Below are 17,705 nucleotides of genomic sequence, written 5' to 3' on the forward strand. Positions count from 1 at the left end.
CCTCGCCCTCTCTTACTCTCCGTTGTCGACGTCGGTGACGGTGCCGTCCTTGATGTACCGGGCGAGGTTCAGCTCCGGCGCGTTGAACCGCTCGCGGACCTCCTCGCCCCACAGCACGTTCTGGGTGCCCTCGTGCTTGACCAGGCCCGGGTTGACGCCGAGCTTGAAGCCGCCCGGCAGCGGCTTGCCCTCCCGGTACGGCAGGAAGTCCAGCGGCGAGGGTCCGCCGGCCGCGTAGACGACGCAGTCGGACAGGATCGCGACCGGGTACTGTCCGGTGAACGCGGCGTGCTTGACGATCTTCCGGTGCAGGTTGATGCGGGTGCGGGAGATGACGGCGGCGCGGATGTCCGGCCGCCAGGTGGGCCGGGACAGGGCGCGCCACGGCTCGCCGGGCCGCCAGCCCTCGCCCCGGGGGCGCTCGCGCAACTTGCCCAGGCCGCCCTTGACCGTCGCCTTGATCGCCGAGACGACGATCGCCAGCTCCGGGTCGCGGTTCTTGTAGCCGTCCATCGCCGCGAGGAAGTCGGCCGGCTCCATGTCCGCGTGCACGCCGAGGTCGGCCATCGTGGCGAGGTAGGCGTCGCGCAGCCGGTTGTACCAGCCGTCCAGGTAGCGGCCGTTCTCGTAGCGCACCCACGCTTCCAACGGGCGTACCTCGTAACCCAGCTCCACCGCGTACGCCACGGTGGGTGTCGCGTACCAGGCCGGACCCTCCGGGCGCTCGCCCTTCGGCGTGAACGGGCTGGGCAGCAGGTCGCCGTCCAGCTCCACCCACTTGTCCTTGCCGACCTTCACCCTCGACAGGTCCACGTGGGACAGGTCGACCAGCCACGAGCCGGGCAGCTTCGGGTCGAACACCGGCCGCTTGACGTGCGTCGGCGCGCCGAGGCCGACGACCAGACCGTTGGCGCCGGCGGCGAAGGCCATGTTCACGTCGATGCCGACCAGGTGCCGCAGGGTGCATTCGGCGTCCGTCATCGGCCGCGCCCAGTCGTACGCCTCCTCGAACAGCTTCTCTTCCGGGCCGCGGACGTGGAAGCGGGGAAGGTCCTTGAGCAGCGGGTGCCCGTCGGGGGCCTCGCACGGGGCGCAGTCCACCGGCTCCTTGCCCAGCGAGCCGGGGTTGTGCTCGGAGTGCCGCTTGCCGTCGGCGTCGGGTTCTGAGGCGCGGGTCGGCGGGTGCAGCGCGGTCATCAGCTCGAGGCCGGTGACGGCGGTGGAGCCCCGCGGTGTCATCACCCGGGACGCGTACACGCCCAGCACGCGGGCGAGTTCCGCCGGCGGAAGCTGGGCGGCACTGCCCCAGTGGCGGGAGTCGAGGGCGCGCCAGGACGGGATGCAGAGCTGGACGCAGGCCCGCTCCGAGCCCTGCGCCGGGCGGTAGATCCGGGCCCACGGCCCGAAGCCGCGCTTGGTCAGCTTCCAGTCGGCGCGTGCGAGCTGCTTGATGACCTTGTGGCCCTCGGGGATCCGCCCGGCGAGCCGCTCGCCGTCGGTCAGGGCGGTGGGGAGGCCGTAGCGCTGCAGCGCGGCTTCGGTGAGGACGAGCAGCGGGTCGGCGTCCTTGCCCGGGCCGGACAGTTTCGGCTGACCGAGCTTCGCCTCCTTGAGGGTCCACTCCACCAGGGCCGGGAGGGACTTGGCGGGCACGTCGAGGACCAGGCCGCCGGCGCAGTACGCCACCACCTGGTCGCCGTCGACGTCGACGACGGCGAGCGGCCCGTTCTCGAAGCGCGGGTCGGTATCGCCCGCCGGGGTGCCGGCGGGGGCGGTTTTCTTCGCGGCCGGGCGGCGCGATGCCGGCGACGGCCTGGGGGTGCGCGCCGGACGCGACGCGACCGCCGGAGCAGCGGCGACGGGAGCAGGGGCCTGGGTGTCCTCGGTTGCGGTCATGGCCTCCGCCTCGGACGCCTGCCCCCCGGACAGAGTCCGGGCGTCCGGCGCCGGGGCCGCGGGGCCGGGGAACGTGTCCGGCACCGCCGTGCGCTGGTCCACCGTGTCGGTGTTCGCCGGGGCGGGGTAGAGCTCCGCGAGCCCGTCGAGGAGCCGCGCGTACGCATCGCGCTCCGGCGGCCGCGGCTCGGTCTTGCCGGCTTCCCAGCCGCTGACCGTGGCCCGGCGCACCCTCAACGCGGAAGCAACCTCGTCCAGCGTCAGGCCGTGCGCCTGGCGCAGCCGCTTGCGCTCGGCCGGCGGCGGCAGAGGAGCGCGGGAGGCAAGCAGTGCGTCTACCGCGTCGAACAACTCGGACATGGAGCACCTCCTGACCAGCACCCTATCTCCGAACCGTACGGATGGCGCACCTTTGCCGTACGTGTTGCGTACGCTTCCCGGCCTACCGAGCCGCGTGCTGTGAGGAAAGGCGCCTGACTGTCGTCGCTCGATACGGTCGTGCGGGCGTGGGAACCTCGGACCTGGGCCCGGCGGCTGGGCCGGGCGCTCAGGACAAGAGCTGGACGAGGACCCGCACGTCGTGCTGATGCAGACATACCAGCACGTGGGGAAGGTGTCGATGGCCAGTTCGCCTGGGCCCCGCAGGTCGCCCACCATCTCAGCGAGGCTGGTTCGGGACCCTGCGGTCGCGGCGACTGAGCATCGAACGCACCGCGGAAGGGAACGGCTCCGCAGACCGGACCGCACTTCGACAGCGGTTCGGGAGGCACTCGGCCGCCGCAGTCTAGGCGCCGCGTCCGTCAGTACCTCGTATGCCGTTCGCTCGTCCGACCGGTCAGGAGGGCGCGCCGCCCAGGACTTCCACCTTGCCGGTGTCGAGCGAGTAGTAGGCGCCGACCACGGCAAGGGCACCCTTTCTTACGAGTGGAGCCAGGTCCCGGTTGGATCGCAGATCGGCTGCGGTCAACTCGACCTGGGCGCGAGCCATGGTCTCGACCGGGTCGGCACCCCCCTCCCGGACGGCCTGCTCGTACGCCGGCTGCAGGGCCTTGACGATCGCCTGCAGGTTGCCGGGCAGCGGTTTGCCGTCACGAAGGGACGTGTAGGCCGCCTTGACGGCGCCGCAACGCTGATGCCCGAGGACCACGACGAGAGGGGTGCCGCTCGTCATGGGCCCGTACTCGACGGAGCCGGTGACCACCGGGCCGACCGCCTCACCACCGGTGCGCATCACGTAGAGGTCACCCAGGCCGGTGTCGAAGAGGAGCTCAGGCGGCACTCGCGAGTCGATACACGAGAGGATCGCCCCGAAAGGCTCCTGCTCCTGCGCCACGAACTGACGCCGGTTCGGATCCCGGTCGGGGTGTTGAAGGTCTCCGCTGACCCAGCGCTTGTTGCCTTCCATCAGCCGCGCGAACGCCGTGGCGGGCGTGGTGGGCCGCGCTTCCGGCGAAGCGCTGGTCGTCGCCGAGGCGACCCTCGCCGATGAGGCAGCCTTCCTCGACGAACACCCCGCGAGCGCGACCGTGACGCCCGCAAGTCCACTGGCAAGCAGCCACCTACGATTCGGACGTCCGGCTCTGTCCATCGGTCGGTTCCCCTCGATGCCACTCAGACGCGTCCCTGTGTGTCGACCAGGCCAATGGTCCGGCGCGGTGTGGGCGCCCTCGCAGCAGACACAAGCGAGCGCGGACTACATTGCTCCGGACAGCCCACAGAATCAGCTCGGTGGCGTGAACCCCTGAGCGTGAAGAGTCCGATTGCAAGGCACGTATCGCGGAGGCACGGTGGCCGTCGTCGAGACAGTGGGCGCCGTTGTTCAGGCCGACCTCGTGGCCGAAGCGACGACCGGCGACGTCCCACAACCAGCACCCGCGGCCGGCGCAGGCGACCGTTTTGCCGTCCGGGCTGAAGGCTACGGCGCTTAGGCCGTGTGCCGACGAGGCCGCGCGGAGGCGGCCGGTGGATGTGTCCAGCAGCCAGGATCTCCGGTTACGTACCCGAGCCGGAGTCAGTCGGCCGACACCGCCCGTGCGAGGCAGGCGGGCGGTGCGCCTGGTCGGTTTGGGAGGCGGTCAGCCGTCCGCGGCCGGAGGACGCGCCGTGGGGTCGAGGCGTACAAGGGTCCGGCGTGCCACCCTCATCTCCGCCTCGTACAGGTGGTCCCGGCCCTGGGCGAGTGCGTTCACCACGCTGCGTTCCAGCTCCTGGAACGGCCGGTAATAAGTTTCGTTGTAGGCCTCGATGATCTGGAACGTCCAGAGACCAGGGATGACGTCGCGGCCCAGGATCTCGGCCTCGGCCTTCGCCGCCCACTCCGCATGCCCGGCCTCGCGCAGCAGCCGCACCGCCCGTTCCAGTTCGAGGTCGGCGCCGCCGGTCAGCTGGTGGAAGCTGTACAGATGGCCGCGGGCGCGCTCAGTGGTCTCCAGGGCCTTCGACAGCGACCCGAGGGCTTCGACGGTCGGGGCGTCGACCCGTTCGGGGCGGCTCTGCCGGTGGGCCGGCTCGTCCTGGTACTCGTTCATGGAACTCCCTGGGTGCTGTGGCTACGGTCCCACCGCATCCCTTCCCGTCGCGCCGGGTGACCGTATGCAGCGTCGGCCGGACGTGTGACCGGAGGTGGCCTCCGCTACGGCCCCGGAGGTGGCCTCCGCTACGGCCGTGGACTCCCCCGCACCTTCCATCGCTCCGAGCAGGGCGTGGCCGCCAGGGAGCCGGAAGCCGGAGCCCATTCATCGCGCCATTCGCGGCGGGCGTCGGTGACCGCGGCGTCGTACCTCTCCGGACGGACGCGGTGCATCTGTACGACCTGGCGCTTCTCCTCGGCGTCCCGGGCGGCATCGGACGTACCCCGTAGGCGTGCGGTTCCACCACGTGCCCCTGGGCGCGGGCGGCTCCATGGGCTCGTCGATGGTCTTCAGGCTGAGCGCGCCCGCTCAACGGACTCCAACACCGAGGTCAGGAAGCGACGTACCGTCTCCAACTCGCCCGCTTCAAAACCTTCGGCGACCGTCACCACCTCGCCGATCACCGGTCCGAAGAAGCTCCACCCGAGTTCCGTGGCCTTGTCCTCCACCTCCAGCAGCACGCGTCGCCGATCGGCCGTGTCCCTGCTGCGCCGGACCAGTCCGAGCCGCTCCAGCCGATCGACCAGGGCGGTGGTCCCGGCCGAGTTCAGACGCAGTTGCTCGCCGAGCCACCCGGGCGTGGCACGCGTACCGGCCCGAGCCGCGTCCAGCAGGTGGATCAGCGCGCGCACATCGGTGGGATGCAGCCCGTGGCGCGCGGCGAACTCGGCGCCCAGCAGGTCGAACTCCACGGTCACCGCGCGCAGCAAGTGAACCAGTCGCATCACTGGGCTCTGATCGTCCATGCCCACTCCCTCGGACCTCTGGGTAATATCTCGCTGACCGAGATTATCGCTCAGCGAGAGGAACGGCTCCCATGTCCTTGCCCGCTTTCGACCGCGTCTACGAGGAGCTCCGTGCTCGCTGGCCCGAGTCCACCGAGGAGCGCGACGTCGATACGCCGTACGGGCGCACCCGGGTCCACGTGTACGGTCCGGCGGACGGCAGCCCGCTCGTGCTGCTGCCCGGCGGTTCGTCCACCGGCCTGGTGTGGTTCGCCAACGCACCGGCTCTCGGCAAGCGGTACCGGGTGCACGCGGTTGATCTGATGGGCGACGCGGGGCGCACCGAACGCCGGGGCACACCGCTGAAGAGCGCCGATGATCTGACAGCCTGGCTCGATGCGCTGCTGGACGGGCTCGGGCTGGCCCGCACGCACCTGTGTGGTCACTCGTACGGCTCCTGGCTGGCCGCCAGGTACGCACTGTACGCACCCCAGCGGGTCGACCGCCTCGCCCTGGTCGATCCCACCCAGGTCTTCGCTGGATTGCGCCCCGGCTACCTGCTGCGCGCGCTGCCCACCCTGATCCGCCCGAGCGAGGCCCGCGCCCGCACCTTCCTGGCCTGGGAGACGGCAGGCGTCCACCTGGACGAGACCTTTCAGCGCCTCTACGCGCTGGCCACCACTGTTCCCGGACGCAAGGTCGTCACCGGCGGCCGCCCCAGGGCCGCCGACCTCCGCATGCCGGTGCTGGCCCTCTTCGCGGAGCACAGCCGCGCCCACAACGCCGTCAAGGTCGCCGACAGGGCCCGTCGGACGCTCCCGCAGGGCGAGGTGGTTGTGCTCCCTGGAGCCGCCCACCACTCCCTGCCGCTCACCGCGCCGGAGCAGTTGAACGACCGGCTGCTGGACTTCCTGGGATGATCCGCGGCAGCGAACCGAAGGCGTCGACGAGCGGCCGGAGGCTCCGGCGCCCTCGGCGCCGGCAGTGCCTCACGTCCGTCGAACGAGCAGACCGACTCCGGAGAGAAGCGGTGATCTCCGCCTTCCTCTTCGAGCTCGATCGCCCGACACCTCGTGGCCGACCACCCCACAGCGCTGCGTAGGGTTCGGTCATGACCAGGGCAAAGGGGCGGTGGCCCAAGGCGGATCCGGATCAGGGCGTGGACGACGCGACGCTGCTCATTCTGGAGTGGCTCGGTGAGCAGGGTGTGGGGGCCATGATCCGGATCGACGCCGAGCGACTGCGGGAAGGTCGACCGGCATGGACGTTCGCCGCTGCGGGTGGACCGCTGTCCGAAGGGATCAGAGCCGACGGGGACTCGGCGGCGGAGTGCATGAGCAGAGCACTGGTCAGGCTGCGGGAGGCCGGTCTGGCCGTACCTTTCTGAACTCGGGGCGCGGACTCACGGCCTCGAACACCGTCCCCAGCATGATCGCTCGGACGGGCATGTGCCGGTGATGAAGGCGAGGCGGCCCTCCCCCACCTCCGCCCGCCACCGCATCAGCGTGTCCCTCGCCGTGCCCCGCGACGGAACCTTCCAGGGGCCCGCAGCCAGGCCAGGGCTGCCTGAACCAGCCGCGAGCAGGCCGATCCGCATCACCTTGCGTCGTCCGTCCACGCCGCGATCCATGCGGCACCCCGACGGACGGCTTCTTCCCGGTCCCGGGCGAGCCTCCCGCAGGCCGCTGCGATGTCCGGCGCACGGTCCGCCCCCACGAGCGCGTCGTGCACCCCGCTCTGCAGCCAGTCAGCCTGGTTGTCGTCGGCCTCGGCAACCGCGAGAGCGACAAGTCTTACGGCGGCCACTGTCCCCACTCGGGCCAGGGCGTGTGCCGTCTGTCGGGTCACCGCCGTGTCCTCGACGTCCAGCAGCAGCCCCACCAGCGCCTCCGCGGCCTCAGGAACATCGGCGTAGGAAGCGAGCTCGCGCCCGGCACGCACACGTTGCCTCCATGAAGGCGACGACGCCTCGGCCAAGGCCGCTTCCAAGCCACACATCATCTCTGGCACGACCAGACGGTCTCATGTCCCACCAAGAAGATCGAACTCCGGCCGAAGCCGCCCCCACGGCCTGACGAAGGACAGGACGTGGGGGCCCCAAGAACCGGCCCGCTTCTCGACCCGCCGGGCCCCGGGCCCCGCCCCTGGCGGGCACGCCCGGTGGCTTGCGGCAACCAACGGACTCCGAGGCGTCGACCGGCAGACGACGGCCGCCGGCACCCTCGGCACCGCCGGCCGCCCCCGTCCGTCGCCCCAGCAGACCGGCACCGGAAAGGGCCCGTGATCGTAGTGCGGCGGAGCACCGGGACCTGCCCTCCCCAGCCGCCGCACGGCGGCTCCCGGCGGCCCGAGCAGCCCTTCACACCCGCCACCGCCCGGTGGGCGCCGACGCGGGTTGCAGCCTGTGACCTGCAGGCGTTTGCTGGAAGTACCGGCGGTGTAGCGAGCGCACAGGCCACGGCACGGTCCCCAGGCCCCACCCCCGGACTCCGGCAGCGGCCGGTCCTCGCAGCCGTCTCCCAGCACTCGACGCGGAGGTGACACAGGTGAAAGCCGTTGTCTACGAAAGGCCCTTCAGCGTCACGGTGAAGGACGTCGAGGACCCGCAGATCCAACACCCCAACGACGTACTCGTCCGGGTCACCTCGACCGCGATCTGCGGATCCGACCTGCACATGTACGAAGGACGCACCGCAGCCGAGGCCGGTATCGTCTTCGGCCACGAGAACCTCGGCATCATCGAGGAGGTCGGCAGCGGCGTGACCTCCCTGTCCGAAGGCGACCGCGTGGTCATGCCCTTCAACGTCGCCTGCGGATTCTGCAAGAACTGCCTCGCCGAGAAGACGGGCTTCTGCCTGACGGTGAATCCCGGTTTCGCCGGCGGCGCCTACGGCTACGTCGCCATGGGCCCCTTCATCGGCGGCCAGGCCGAGCGACTGCGCGTGCCCTACGCCGACTTCAACTGCCTCAAACTCCCACCCGGCGAGGAATTCGAGACCGACTTCGTCCTCCTCGCCGACATCTTCCCCACCGGCTACCACGGATGCGAACTCGCCGAGGTCTCCCCCGGCGAAAGCGTCGCCGTCTTCGGCGCCGGTCCCGTCGGCCTCATGGCCGCCTACTCCGCCCTCCTGCGCGGCGCGTCCAAAGTCTTCTCCGTCGACCGAGTCCCCGAACGACTCGCCAAAGCAGAGGAAATCGGAGCCATCCCCATCGACTTCACCCAGGGCGACCCCGCCCAACAGATCAAGGAACAAACAGGCGGCGAAGGAACCGACAAGGGCGTCGACGCCGTCGGCTACCAGGCCCAAGCTCACGACACCAGCCACGAAGAGCCCGCCGTCGTCCTCAACACTCTCGTCGAAACCGTACGACCCACCGGCAAGCTCGGCGTCCCCGGCCTCTACGTCCCCTCGGACCCCGGCGGCCCCGACGAGCACGCCAAACACGGCCAACTCCTGGTCTCGATCGGCAGGATGTTCGAAAAGGGCCAGCAGATGGGTACCGGCCAGTGCAACGTCAAGCGGTACAACCGCCAGCTCCGCGATCTGATCATCGCCCGCCGCGCCAAGCCCAGTTTCGTCGTCTCCCACGAACTGCCGCTGGACCAGGCACCCCAGGCGTATGAAAAGTTCGACAAGCGCATCGAGGGCTACACCAAGGTCGTACTCCACCCCACCCACGCCCTCGCCGCCTAGCACACCACGAACACAGGGAGCCGGGGGCCGGGTGCCACACAGCACCCGGCCCCCTGCCCCATGCCTCCTGCGCCTGGCCCCCGACAGTCCACTGCGCCGTTCCGGTGCGGCTGGAGCCTGCCCCGGTCGTAGTCTCCTGCTCGGCCCCCGGTGTGCAGGGTCACCTGGCGGTCAGGTGGCGATCGTGGCCAGTCCGCCGATGCCGACGAGGTAGATGACCACCGCGGCGATGCTGTCGACGCCCATCCGGGCGTACCGACGGCGTGGCCGGAAGATCAGTCCCGCCATGTAGACCACGGTCAGGACGATCCCGAGCGCGGTCAGGTAGATGTCGGTGTCGTGCGCGGCCGGCAATGCCGGCTTGCCGGAGATGACGGTGGCGAGCAGGAACAGCACGGGCAGGAAGGCATTGCCGCCGAAGATGTCGCTGACGGCGAGCTGGTAGTCGCCCAGCTTCGTGGACGTCAGGCCGGTGCTGACCTCGGGCAGGGAGGTGGCTGCCGCCAGCACGGTCGCGCCGAACAGCACACCGCTCAGCCCTTGACGGGCGAAGAACTCCTCACCGCTGCGCTCGATCACGACACCGGCCAGGAGCGTGGCCAGCGCGGACACGCCGAACACCAGCCCGGCGCGCGCGGTGCTCACGCCGTTGTCACTGGCAGCCTTCTCCTTCTTGCCCTTTGAGTGGCCGCGTGGTTCGGGCTGGCCGTCCGGGGCGTCGCCGCCCTCCCGCCACGGCAGGCCCCGGCCGGCCCGGTCGAGCAGGATCAGGCCGATCACCCAGAGGACGGCGATCGCCACCGAGGAAGGGGCCAGGCGTGCGGCGTACAGGTCCGGCGAGAGCTGGGTGCCCATCACGACCACGGCCAGTACGACCACCACCATGGCCCCCTCAAGGACCAGTTGCAGACTGGCCGCCAGGCGGGTGAGCGGGGCGTGCGGGCGGACCCCAGCGGCGTCCAGGACGGCCAGGACGACGGTCTGGATGGCGATGCCGCCCAGGATGTTGCCGACCGCGACATCGAGCTGTCCGGCCATCGCCGCCGTCGCGGTGATCGCGATCTCGGGCAGGTTCGTCGCGATCGCCAGCAGGATCAACCCGCCCAGCGCGCTGCCGAGGTGCAGTCGCTCGGCGAGCACATCGGTGGTGTCCGACAGCTTGATCCCCGCAATCCAGATGACAGCCGCACTGGCCGCGAACAATCCCAGCAACAGCGGCGAACTCAAAGATCCCATGCGGCCGGGAGTACCCGCCGTTCCAGACCAGAACCAGCAGGCGGAGCGCACCTCACGCCCCACGGCTCAGCGCCGAGCCTCACACTGTCAGCAGCCATGCGTGGAGTCTGCACGCGGTACAGGCACCAACGCACCTCAATACGGCCACTGCTGCGCAGCAAGCCCATCACTGCTGAGATCGAGCGCTTCCCGCGGGCGGCCGAGCTCGCGGCGGCGTTCTGATGAGGGTCTGGAGAGCGTGGAAGGCAGAGATTCCCTCGTGAGCGCAGTGGCCGTCACGAGGTCACGCCCCACGTAACCTCTTCCTGTGCCAGTCTCCCGCCTGCATCGCGTTGCCGTTCTCGTGCTCGAGGGTGCCAAGCCGCTCGACGTCGGCATTCCGGCGCAGGTTTTCACGACCCGTGCGAGCATGCCGTACGAGGTGCGGGTGTGCGGGGCGACACCAGGTCTCGTGACCGGCGGCGACGGCCTCGCGTACTACGTCGCCCACGGCCTCGACGCGCTCGCGTGGGCCGACATCGTCTTCGTTCCCGGCTACCGATTCCCGGACCGCGACGACCCGCCGCAGGCCGTCGTCGAGGCGCTGATCGCCGCCCACGACCGGGGCGCGCGGCTCGCCGCCATCTCGACGGGTGCCTTCGCGCTCGCCGCCACGGGCCTGCTCGACGGCAGGCGCGCCACGACGCACTGGCACTACGCGCGGGCACTCATGGCCAGGCATCCGCTCGTGCAGGTCGACGAGAACGTGCTGTTCGTCGACGAGGGCAGCGTGCTCACCTCGGCCGGCGCCGCCTCCGGTATCGACCTGTGCCTGCACATCCTGCGCGGCGACCTCGGAGTTGCCGCGTCCAACCACGCGGCACGGCGTCTGGTCGCCGCCCCCTACCGCAGCGGCGGCCAGGCGCAGTACGTGCCGCGCAGTGTCCCCGAACCGCTCGGCGAGCGGTTCGCCGCCACCCGCGAGTGGGCGCTGCACCGGCTCGGCGAGTCCCTCACCCTCGACATACTGGCGCGCCAGGCCGGGGTCTCGCCGCGCACCTTCTCCCGGCGCTTCGTCGAGGAGACCGGCTACACGCCGATGCAGTGGGTGATGCGCGCCCGCATCGACCTGGCCCGCGAACTGCTCGAACGCTCGGAGCGCAGCGTCGAACAGATCGCCGCCGACGTCGGGCTCGGCACCGGCGCGAACCTGCGCCTGCACTTCCAGCGCATCCTCGGCACCACACCGAGCGAGTACCGGCGCACCTTCACCCGGGGCGAGTGAACCGCCCGACGCAGGGTGGCGGGATCCTTTTGAACCATGGCGTTCCCGCCACTGTCAGCGGCGCGATCCGCGGGCGAGCCTGGTGGCGACAGGAAGGGACATCACTCATGACTCGCATCGCCGTCAACGGATTCGGCCGCATCGGACGCAATGTGCTGCGCGCCCTGCTGGAGCGCGACAGCGCCCTCGAGATCGTCGCTGTCAACGACCTGACGGAGCCCGCCACTCTCGCCCGGCTGCTCGCCTACGACAGCACGGCCGGCCGGCTCGGACGCCCGGTGACCGTCGACGGCGACGCCCTCGTCGTCGACGGGCGCCGGATCACGGTGCTGGCCGAGCGCGAGCCGGCGCAGCTGCCGTGGGCCGAACTCGGGGTCGACATCGTCCTGGAGGCCACCGGCCGCTTCACCTCGGCCAAGGCCGCCCGCGCCCACCTCGACGCCGGCGCGAAGAAGGTACTCGTCAGCGCGCCGTCGGACGGCGCCGACGTCACGCTCGCGTTCGGGGTCAACACCGACGCCTACGACCCGGCCACGCACACGATCGTCTCGAACGCCTCCTGCACCACCAACGCGCTCGCGCCGCTCGCCGCGGTCCTCGACGAACTCGCCGGTATCGAGCACGGGTTCATGACGACGGTCCACGCCTACACGCAGGAGCAGAACCTGCAGGACGGTCCGCACCGCGACGCCCGTCGCGCCCGGGCCGCCGGCGTCAACATCGTGCCGACCACGACCGGTGCCGCCAAGGCGATCGGCCTGGTGCTGCCGAACCTCGACGGCAAGCTGTCGGGCGACTCGATCCGCGTACCGGTACCGGTGGGCTCGATCGTCGAACTCAACACCACCGTCGCCCGCGACGTCACCCGTGACGACGTGCTGGCGGCCTACCGCGCCGCAGCGCAGGGGCCGCTCGCCGGCATCCTCGAGTACTCGGACGACCCGCTCGTGTCGTCCGACATCACGGGCAATCCCGCCTCCTCGATCTTCGACTCGGCCCTCACCCGCGTCGACGGCCGCCACATCAAGGTGGTCGCCTGGTACGACAACGAGTGGGGCTTCTCGAACCGCGTGATCGACACGCTGGAGTTCCTCGCCACCCGCTGACCGGACGCCGGGGGGTACCCCGCCCCCAGCGACCGTTCCACGCACCACGTCCTTTGGGCGCTCTGGTCGACCAGCAGGACCGACCAGAGCGCCCGAACGGTGCCGCCCCCTGGCCCATCCCACGGCCAAGTGGGCCGAAGAGCGGCGGTGGGCATTCAGCGACTCGGACGGTACGACGCCGAAGGCCGCCGTCAGTGCCTCGGTCGCACCACCACCCTCGCCAGGTGCTGGGCGCCCGCTTGCGATCCACTCGACCAGCCGCCCTCGGGTGCCGGGCCGGCGTCCGTCCCCCTGCCGCACCACGTGCGCGGGTCGTCCTCGCCGGGGCTCTCGATCGGCCCGCCGGCTCCGCCGCGTCGCTCAGCTCCGCGCCGCGGGGATCCAGCCCTCCGAGTGGGCAGCACCGGACTCGTGGCGTGCCGGAGCAGGTCAGGACGCGGCGGGCGCCACCGCATCGAGGCCGCGGGCCGCGACGAGCTGCGCGCTGCCGTCGGCCAGGCGGTAGCACAGGCCCACCACGGCGGCCTGCCCCGCGGCGACCTTCTCGGCGAGCACCCGGGAGCGGTCCAGCAGCAGGTCGACCGTGTGCCTTATGTGCTCGGCGAGGATCTCCTCCGGCTCGACCCGTCCAGCGGCCCGCGCCGCCAGCACGCTGGGCGTCACCCGCTCCACGACGTCGCGCACGTACCCGGCCGGTGCCATGCCGTCCTCCAGTGCTGCGCACGCCGCTCCGACCGCGCCGCACGAGTCGTGACCGAGCACCACGACCAGCGGGCAGCCCAGCACGTCGACGCCGTATTCGATGCTGCCCAGCACCTCCGGGCCGACGACGTGGCCTGCGGTGCGTACCACGAACAGATCACCCAGACCGCGGTCGAAGATGATCTCGGCGGCCAGCCGGGAGTCGGAACAGCCGAACAGCACGGCGAAGGGCTGCTGCGAGGGTGCGATCTCGGCGCGGCGGGTGGCGTCCTGGTTCGGGTGCTCAGGGGTGCCCGCGACGAAGCGCTGGTTTCCGGCCAGCAGCAGCTCGAAGGCGTCCTGGGGCGTCGGTGTCCTGATCTCGGTCATGTGCGCAGCATAGGACGCGTCGCCGCGCGTCACACCGCCTGGCCGTGCGTCTGCCCCGTGCCGCGACGTACGTCACACCGCGTCCCACGCCATCACCGCGGTCCGAGCTGGGCGACCCGCTGCCTACGAGCGAGGTCGGCGGGCGCGTAAGCCGGACCTTCCGTAGATTGAAGAGCGAGCCACTGGCAGGGAATGCGTGTGACACCGAAGATCGACTACCCAGGGGTGTTCGCCGCCCTTCCGAGCCCGTGCCTGGTGCTGGGCACGGACCTGGTGATCGCCGATGCCAACCCGGCCTTCTGCGAGGTGACCGGACGCAACCGGGGCGAGCTGCTCGGGCAGTACCTCTTCGACGTCTTCCCGGACAACCCCGCCGACCCGGAGGCCGACGGAGTGATCACGCTGAAGTCCTCACTGCACCGTGTCCTGTCCTCCGGCCAGACGGATCACATGGCACTGCAGAAGTACGACATCCCGGTCCCCGGCAGCCCCGAGGTGTTCAAGGAACGGTGGTGGACCGCGATCAACGTGCCCGTCCTCGGCCCGGACGGAAAGGTCGCCTGGATCATCCACCGGTCCGAGGACATGACCGACGTCGCCCGCGCCCGCCGCACCGCGCACCTGCCGCCGGTCAGCCCCGGCCGGGAAGCGGCCATGGAAGCCGAGCTGTACGCCCGGGCGCGGCAGCTGCAGCATCTGAACGAGGAGCTGCGACAGGCCCACGCACGGGAACGGCGCGTCGCCGTCGCCCTGCAGGAAGCCATGCTCCACTCCCCCGATCTGGCCCGGCACCCGAATATCGCCGTGCGCTACCTGCCCGCGACCGGATCACTGAACGTGTGCGGCGACTGGTACGACGCGGTCGACCTTGCCGGGGACCGTTTCACCGTCACGGTCGGCGACGTGGTCGGCCACGGGCTCATGGCCGCCACCGTCATGGGCAGGCTGCGCAGCGCACTGAGCGCCGCCACCCGCACCGTCCACGGCCCCGCCCAGGCGCTGGAGGTCCTCGGGCTCTACGCCCGCTCGGTCGAGGGAGCGCTGGCCGCCACCGCCGTCCAGGTCCTCGTCGACTGCCAGAGCCACCTGCTCATCTACAGCAGCGCCGGCCACCCGCCTCCCGCCCTGTTGCACCCGGACGGCTCCTGCCACCTGCTCGACCAGGCCACCGACCCGCCGCTGGGTGCCCGCCCCGAACACGTCCCCCGCCCCCAGGCCAACATGACCTACACCCCCGGCGACACCCTGGTCCTCTACACCGACGGCCTGATCGAACGCCGCGGTGAGGACATCGACACCGGTCTGACCCGCTTGACCACCACGCTCGCCACCTGCACCGAGTTCGGCGCGGAACACCTCGCCGACGCCCTCCTCTCCCGCCTGGGTCTGGCCGGCGGCGCCACCGACGACATCGCCATCGTCGTCGTCCGCCTGGACGGAACGACCCGACCGTACTGATCGGGCCGATGCCGGCGTCGGTGGGCGTCCGGCCGTGAGGGCAACGGCCGGCTCCCGCGCGCCGCAGAGCATGTCCCACAGAACCGTCCGCAGGGTCGTCTCGCCCTTCGCCGGTGACTTCACGGCGTGACGCATACGCGCCTCGTAGTCGAACGAGACGAGGCCGAGTCCCTCGACGCGGGCGGACCGGCGGTTCGGCCCGAGCGCTGGCTTGTGCAACACCCTTCAGCCTGTGACCGTCCAGAGGCGGATCTTGTTGTCGGAGCCGGCACTGGCGAGGAGCTTGCCGTCGGTGGTGAAGGCGACCGAGTGAACGGCGTCGGTGTGGCCGACGAGGGGGCGGCCGAGCGGTTTCGGCTTCGCCGGGTCGGTCAGGTTCCAGAGGCGGATCCTCTTGTCGGCACCGGCGCTGGCCAGGACCTTTCCGTCGGTGGTGAAGGCGAGGCAGTAGACCGCGTCCGTGTGGCCGGTGAGGGGGGCGCCGATCTGGGTCGGGTTCGCGAGGTCGGTCACGTTCCACAGGCGGACCGTCCGATCCCCGCCTGCGCTGGCCAGGACCTTGCCGTCGGGGCTGAACACCACGCTGTGCACGCGGTTCTTGTGGCCGGGGACGGGTGCGCCCACGGTGGCCGGCGGGGTGGCCACGTTCCACAGCAGGATCGAGTTGTCGGCGCTGCCGGTGGCCATGAGGCTCGGGTCGGGACTGAACGCCACGGAGAGGACGGCATCGGTGTGGCCGGTGCCGGGCCGGCCCATGGGTGTCGGCTGCGCGGGGTCCGACACATTCCAGAGGCGGAGCGTCCGATCCGCGCTGCCGCTGGCCAGGACGGTGCCGTCGGGGTTGAAGGCGACCGAGAAGACGGCATCCGTGTGGCCGGTCAGCCGGCTGAGCGGCTTCGGTTTCGTGGGATCGGTCGTCTTCCACAGCCGGACCGCGTTGTCGTTGCCGCCGCCGGCCAGGAGGCCGCCGTCGGGGCTGAAAGCCACCGCGTCGACGTTGTCCGTGGGGGCGGTGAGGGAGACGAACGGTACCGGCTTCGCCGGGTCGGTCACCTTCCACAACCGGATCGTCCGATCCGCGCTGCCGCTGGCCAGGATCTCACCGGCAGGACGGAACGCCACCGACAGGACGGCCCCCTTGTGAGCGGCGAGGGTCTGCCCGGGCGAGGGTGCACCGGTCACCTTCGTCACGGGGGAGCCGCTCGACGACGGTCCACTGGGGCCCGATGTGTCGTGGTCCGACCAGCTTTCAACCACCCATTCCAGGGCCGCGGTACCGAGGGCCAGACCGGCGGCGGAGCCCACGACCAGAAACCCGCGCCGGTTCCACCGGGCCGGCGGCGCCCCCTCGCCGGGGGGCGTGTCGCCGGGGTGCGCTGCGGCGGGCGGGCCCTTCACCAGGGTGAGACCTCCCGCCGTGTTCATCACCCGCCGCTCGGGCAGTGGTAACGACCGGGCGAGGAGGTGGTGGTGCACGGTGTCGAACAACGCGTCGAGGGTGAGCGGATCCGGGTGGCGCAGCGCCGCGAGCAGTGCCTCGGTGAAGGCGGTGTGGGTCGCGCCCGGCAGAGCCCGCGAGGGCTTGGTCGCCGATGACGAGGCGAGGACGTACGTGCCGGCGATGTCGATCTGCCCGCCGACCAGCCCTTGCTCGTCCCCCATCGGACCGGTCGCCCGGCCGGAGAAGCAGCAGTCGAGTACGAGCACCTTGACCGCCGCGCGACTGTCGAGCATCGCCTCCCGGAGGACGTCGTAAGGGAGCGCGGTCACGCTCGTCCGCGCCGGGTCGGTGTGGAACACGGCCAGATGGAGCCTGCCCTGCCCGTCGACGATTCCGTGACCTGCGTAGTAGACGAGCAGTACGTCCGTGGCCTCGCCGGCGGCCTCGGTGACGGGGAGGCCGAAGTCGGTCGGGACCCGGGGCTCGTGGACCATGACACAGTGCTCGTCCCGCAGAGTCCCGTTGACCGGGTCCGTGAGGACCGCCTTCAAATCGGCGAGGTTCGCCCGCACCGCCGGGAGCCCGGGCAGTTTGGGGTGTTCGTACCGGCTCACGCCGATCAGGACGGCCCGCGAACCAGCCGGATCCGGGAACCGGGTCACTCCGGCGTCTCCTCCCCGTCCCTGCCTGTCTGCCCCTCCGTCAGCAACCGCTCGACGACCTCGACCAGTTCGGGGACGTCGACGCGTTTGCCGTCCACCTCGACGGTGCGTCCGTTCTCGCTGGTGACGGTGATCCGCAGGTCCGCACGGCGATGCTGGACCCAGGTGGCCAGAGCGCCGATCAGCGCGCCGACCGCGGCCGCACCCACACCGCCGGGGCCGAGGGCCACCACCAGGGCGTCCAGCCCTCCCCCCATCTCGCCCGGCATGATCGGGGCGTGTTCGACGCGCACTCGTCCGCGCAGCGCGTCCTCGTGCCGCAACCAGTCGAAGAGGGATCTCAGCTCGTCGGGCCCATGATCGGTCTCGCCGGACCCGGACTCGGTGCGGATGCGCAGCTCTTGAGATGTCGCCGATGTCACCCGCTCATCATCGCGCGCGAGGGCCGGAACCGGGCGGAATCCCAGCACTTCGCCTTCTCGAACCGGCTGGGCGCCGGCAGCAGACCACCCGTGCTG

General features: G+C 71.0%; 15 protein-coding genes. 6 read left to right on the top strand and 9 right to left on the bottom strand.

The genetic code is table 11. From position 1 onward, the window contains the following. Positions 1–12 precede the first annotated feature (12 nt). The 4 genes from tap to S1361_RS01840 form a co-directional block, all read right to left on the bottom strand. The gene (tap, locus tag S1361_RS01825; protein ID WP_208030089.1) at positions 13–2,256 is read right to left on the bottom strand and encodes a telomere-associated protein Tap; all 2,244 of its coding nucleotides are present in this window, start codon (positions 2,254–2,256) and stop codon (positions 13–15) included. Positions 2,257–2,731: 475 nt separating this feature from the next. Continuing rightward, complete coding sequence (locus tag S1361_RS01830; RefSeq protein WP_341829280.1) at positions 2,732–3,484, bottom strand: carbonic anhydrase; 753 nt, start codon at positions 3,482–3,484, stop codon at positions 2,732–2,734. Positions 3,485–3,971: 487 nt separating this feature from the next. Then, on the bottom strand, positions 3,972–4,424 hold the full coding sequence (locus S1361_RS01835; RefSeq protein WP_208030090.1) for a hypothetical protein: 453 nt from the start codon (positions 4,422–4,424) through the stop codon (positions 3,972–3,974). 392 nt (positions 4,425–4,816) lie between these two features. Continuing rightward, the gene (locus S1361_RS01840; protein WP_208030091.1) at positions 4,817–5,272 is read right to left on the bottom strand and encodes a MarR family winged helix-turn-helix transcriptional regulator; all 456 of its coding nucleotides are present in this window, start codon (positions 5,270–5,272) and stop codon (positions 4,817–4,819) included. Positions 5,273–5,343: 71 nt separating this feature from the next. Between S1361_RS01840 and S1361_RS01845 the strand changes: the two genes are divergently transcribed. Together S1361_RS01845 and S1361_RS01850 are read left to right on the top strand one after the other, a co-directional pair. Next, the gene (locus S1361_RS01845) at positions 5,344–6,171 is read left to right on the top strand and encodes an alpha/beta fold hydrolase (protein WP_208030092.1); all 828 of its coding nucleotides are present in this window, start codon (positions 5,344–5,346) and stop codon (positions 6,169–6,171) included. Between the two features lie 191 nt (positions 6,172–6,362). Further along, positions 6,363–6,638, top strand: coding sequence for a hypothetical protein (locus S1361_RS01850; RefSeq protein WP_208030093.1), 276 nt, complete (start codon positions 6,363–6,365; stop codon positions 6,636–6,638). A gap of 209 nt (positions 6,639–6,847) precedes the next feature. On the opposite strand, the gene S1361_RS01855 is transcribed toward S1361_RS01850, so the two are convergent. Then, positions 6,848–7,192, bottom strand: a complete 345-nt coding sequence (locus S1361_RS01855) for a hypothetical protein (RefSeq protein ID WP_243769040.1) — start codon at positions 7,190–7,192, stop codon at positions 6,848–6,850. A gap of 605 nt (positions 7,193–7,797) precedes the next feature. Between S1361_RS01855 and S1361_RS01860 the strand changes: the two genes are divergently transcribed. Continuing rightward, complete coding sequence (locus S1361_RS01860; protein WP_208030094.1) at positions 7,798–8,949, top strand: glutathione-independent formaldehyde dehydrogenase; 1,152 nt, start codon at positions 7,798–7,800, stop codon at positions 8,947–8,949. Between the two features lie 171 nt (positions 8,950–9,120). Here S1361_RS01860 and S1361_RS01865 read toward each other — a convergent pair whose 3' ends face one another. Then, positions 9,121–10,185, bottom strand: a complete 1,065-nt coding sequence (locus tag S1361_RS01865) for a sodium:calcium antiporter (RefSeq protein WP_208030095.1) — start codon at positions 10,183–10,185, stop codon at positions 9,121–9,123. Between the two features lie 307 nt (positions 10,186–10,492). Here S1361_RS01865 and S1361_RS01870 point away from each other — a divergent pair, with 307 nt between their 5' ends. Both S1361_RS01870 and gap read left to right on the top strand, forming a co-directional pair. Further along, complete coding sequence (locus tag S1361_RS01870) at positions 10,493–11,449, top strand: GlxA family transcriptional regulator (protein WP_208030096.1); 957 nt, start codon at positions 10,493–10,495, stop codon at positions 11,447–11,449. Between the two features lie 107 nt (positions 11,450–11,556). Next, entirely contained in the window at positions 11,557–12,555 is a 999-nt protein-coding gene (gene gap / locus S1361_RS01875; protein ID WP_208030097.1) for a type I glyceraldehyde-3-phosphate dehydrogenase, read from the top strand. Between the two features lie 429 nt (positions 12,556–12,984). Here gap and S1361_RS01880 read toward each other — a convergent pair whose 3' ends face one another. Beyond that, positions 12,985–13,626, bottom strand: a complete 642-nt coding sequence (locus tag S1361_RS01880) for a carbonic anhydrase (RefSeq protein WP_208030098.1) — start codon at positions 13,624–13,626, stop codon at positions 12,985–12,987. Between the two features lie 198 nt (positions 13,627–13,824). Between S1361_RS01880 and S1361_RS01885 the strand changes: the two genes are divergently transcribed. Beyond that, complete coding sequence (locus S1361_RS01885) at positions 13,825–15,084, top strand: SpoIIE family protein phosphatase (protein ID WP_243769041.1); 1,260 nt, start codon at positions 13,825–13,827, stop codon at positions 15,082–15,084. A 225-nt stretch (positions 15,085–15,309) separates the two neighbouring features. Here the strand turns inward: S1361_RS01885 and S1361_RS01890 are convergent, their stop codons facing one another. Next, positions 15,310–17,187 (bottom strand): caspase, EACC1-associated type, encoded by a 1,878-nt coding sequence (locus tag S1361_RS01890; RefSeq protein WP_208030100.1) that lies wholly within the window; start codon positions 17,185–17,187, stop codon positions 15,310–15,312. Beyond that, a complete protein-coding gene (locus S1361_RS01895) occupies positions 17,184–17,609 on the bottom strand; it encodes an effector-associated constant component EACC1 (protein ID WP_208030101.1) in 426 nt (141 codons plus the stop codon). The genes S1361_RS01890 and S1361_RS01895 overlap by 4 nt, the downstream gene beginning before the upstream one ends. Between the last annotated feature and the right edge of the window lie 96 nt (positions 17,610–17,705).

Origin of the sequence: Streptomyces cyanogenus (genome assembly GCF_017526105.1) — a bacterium.
In the GTDB taxonomy this organism is placed as follows: Bacteria; Actinomycetota; Actinomycetes; order Streptomycetales; family Streptomycetaceae; genus Streptomyces; species Streptomyces cyanogenus.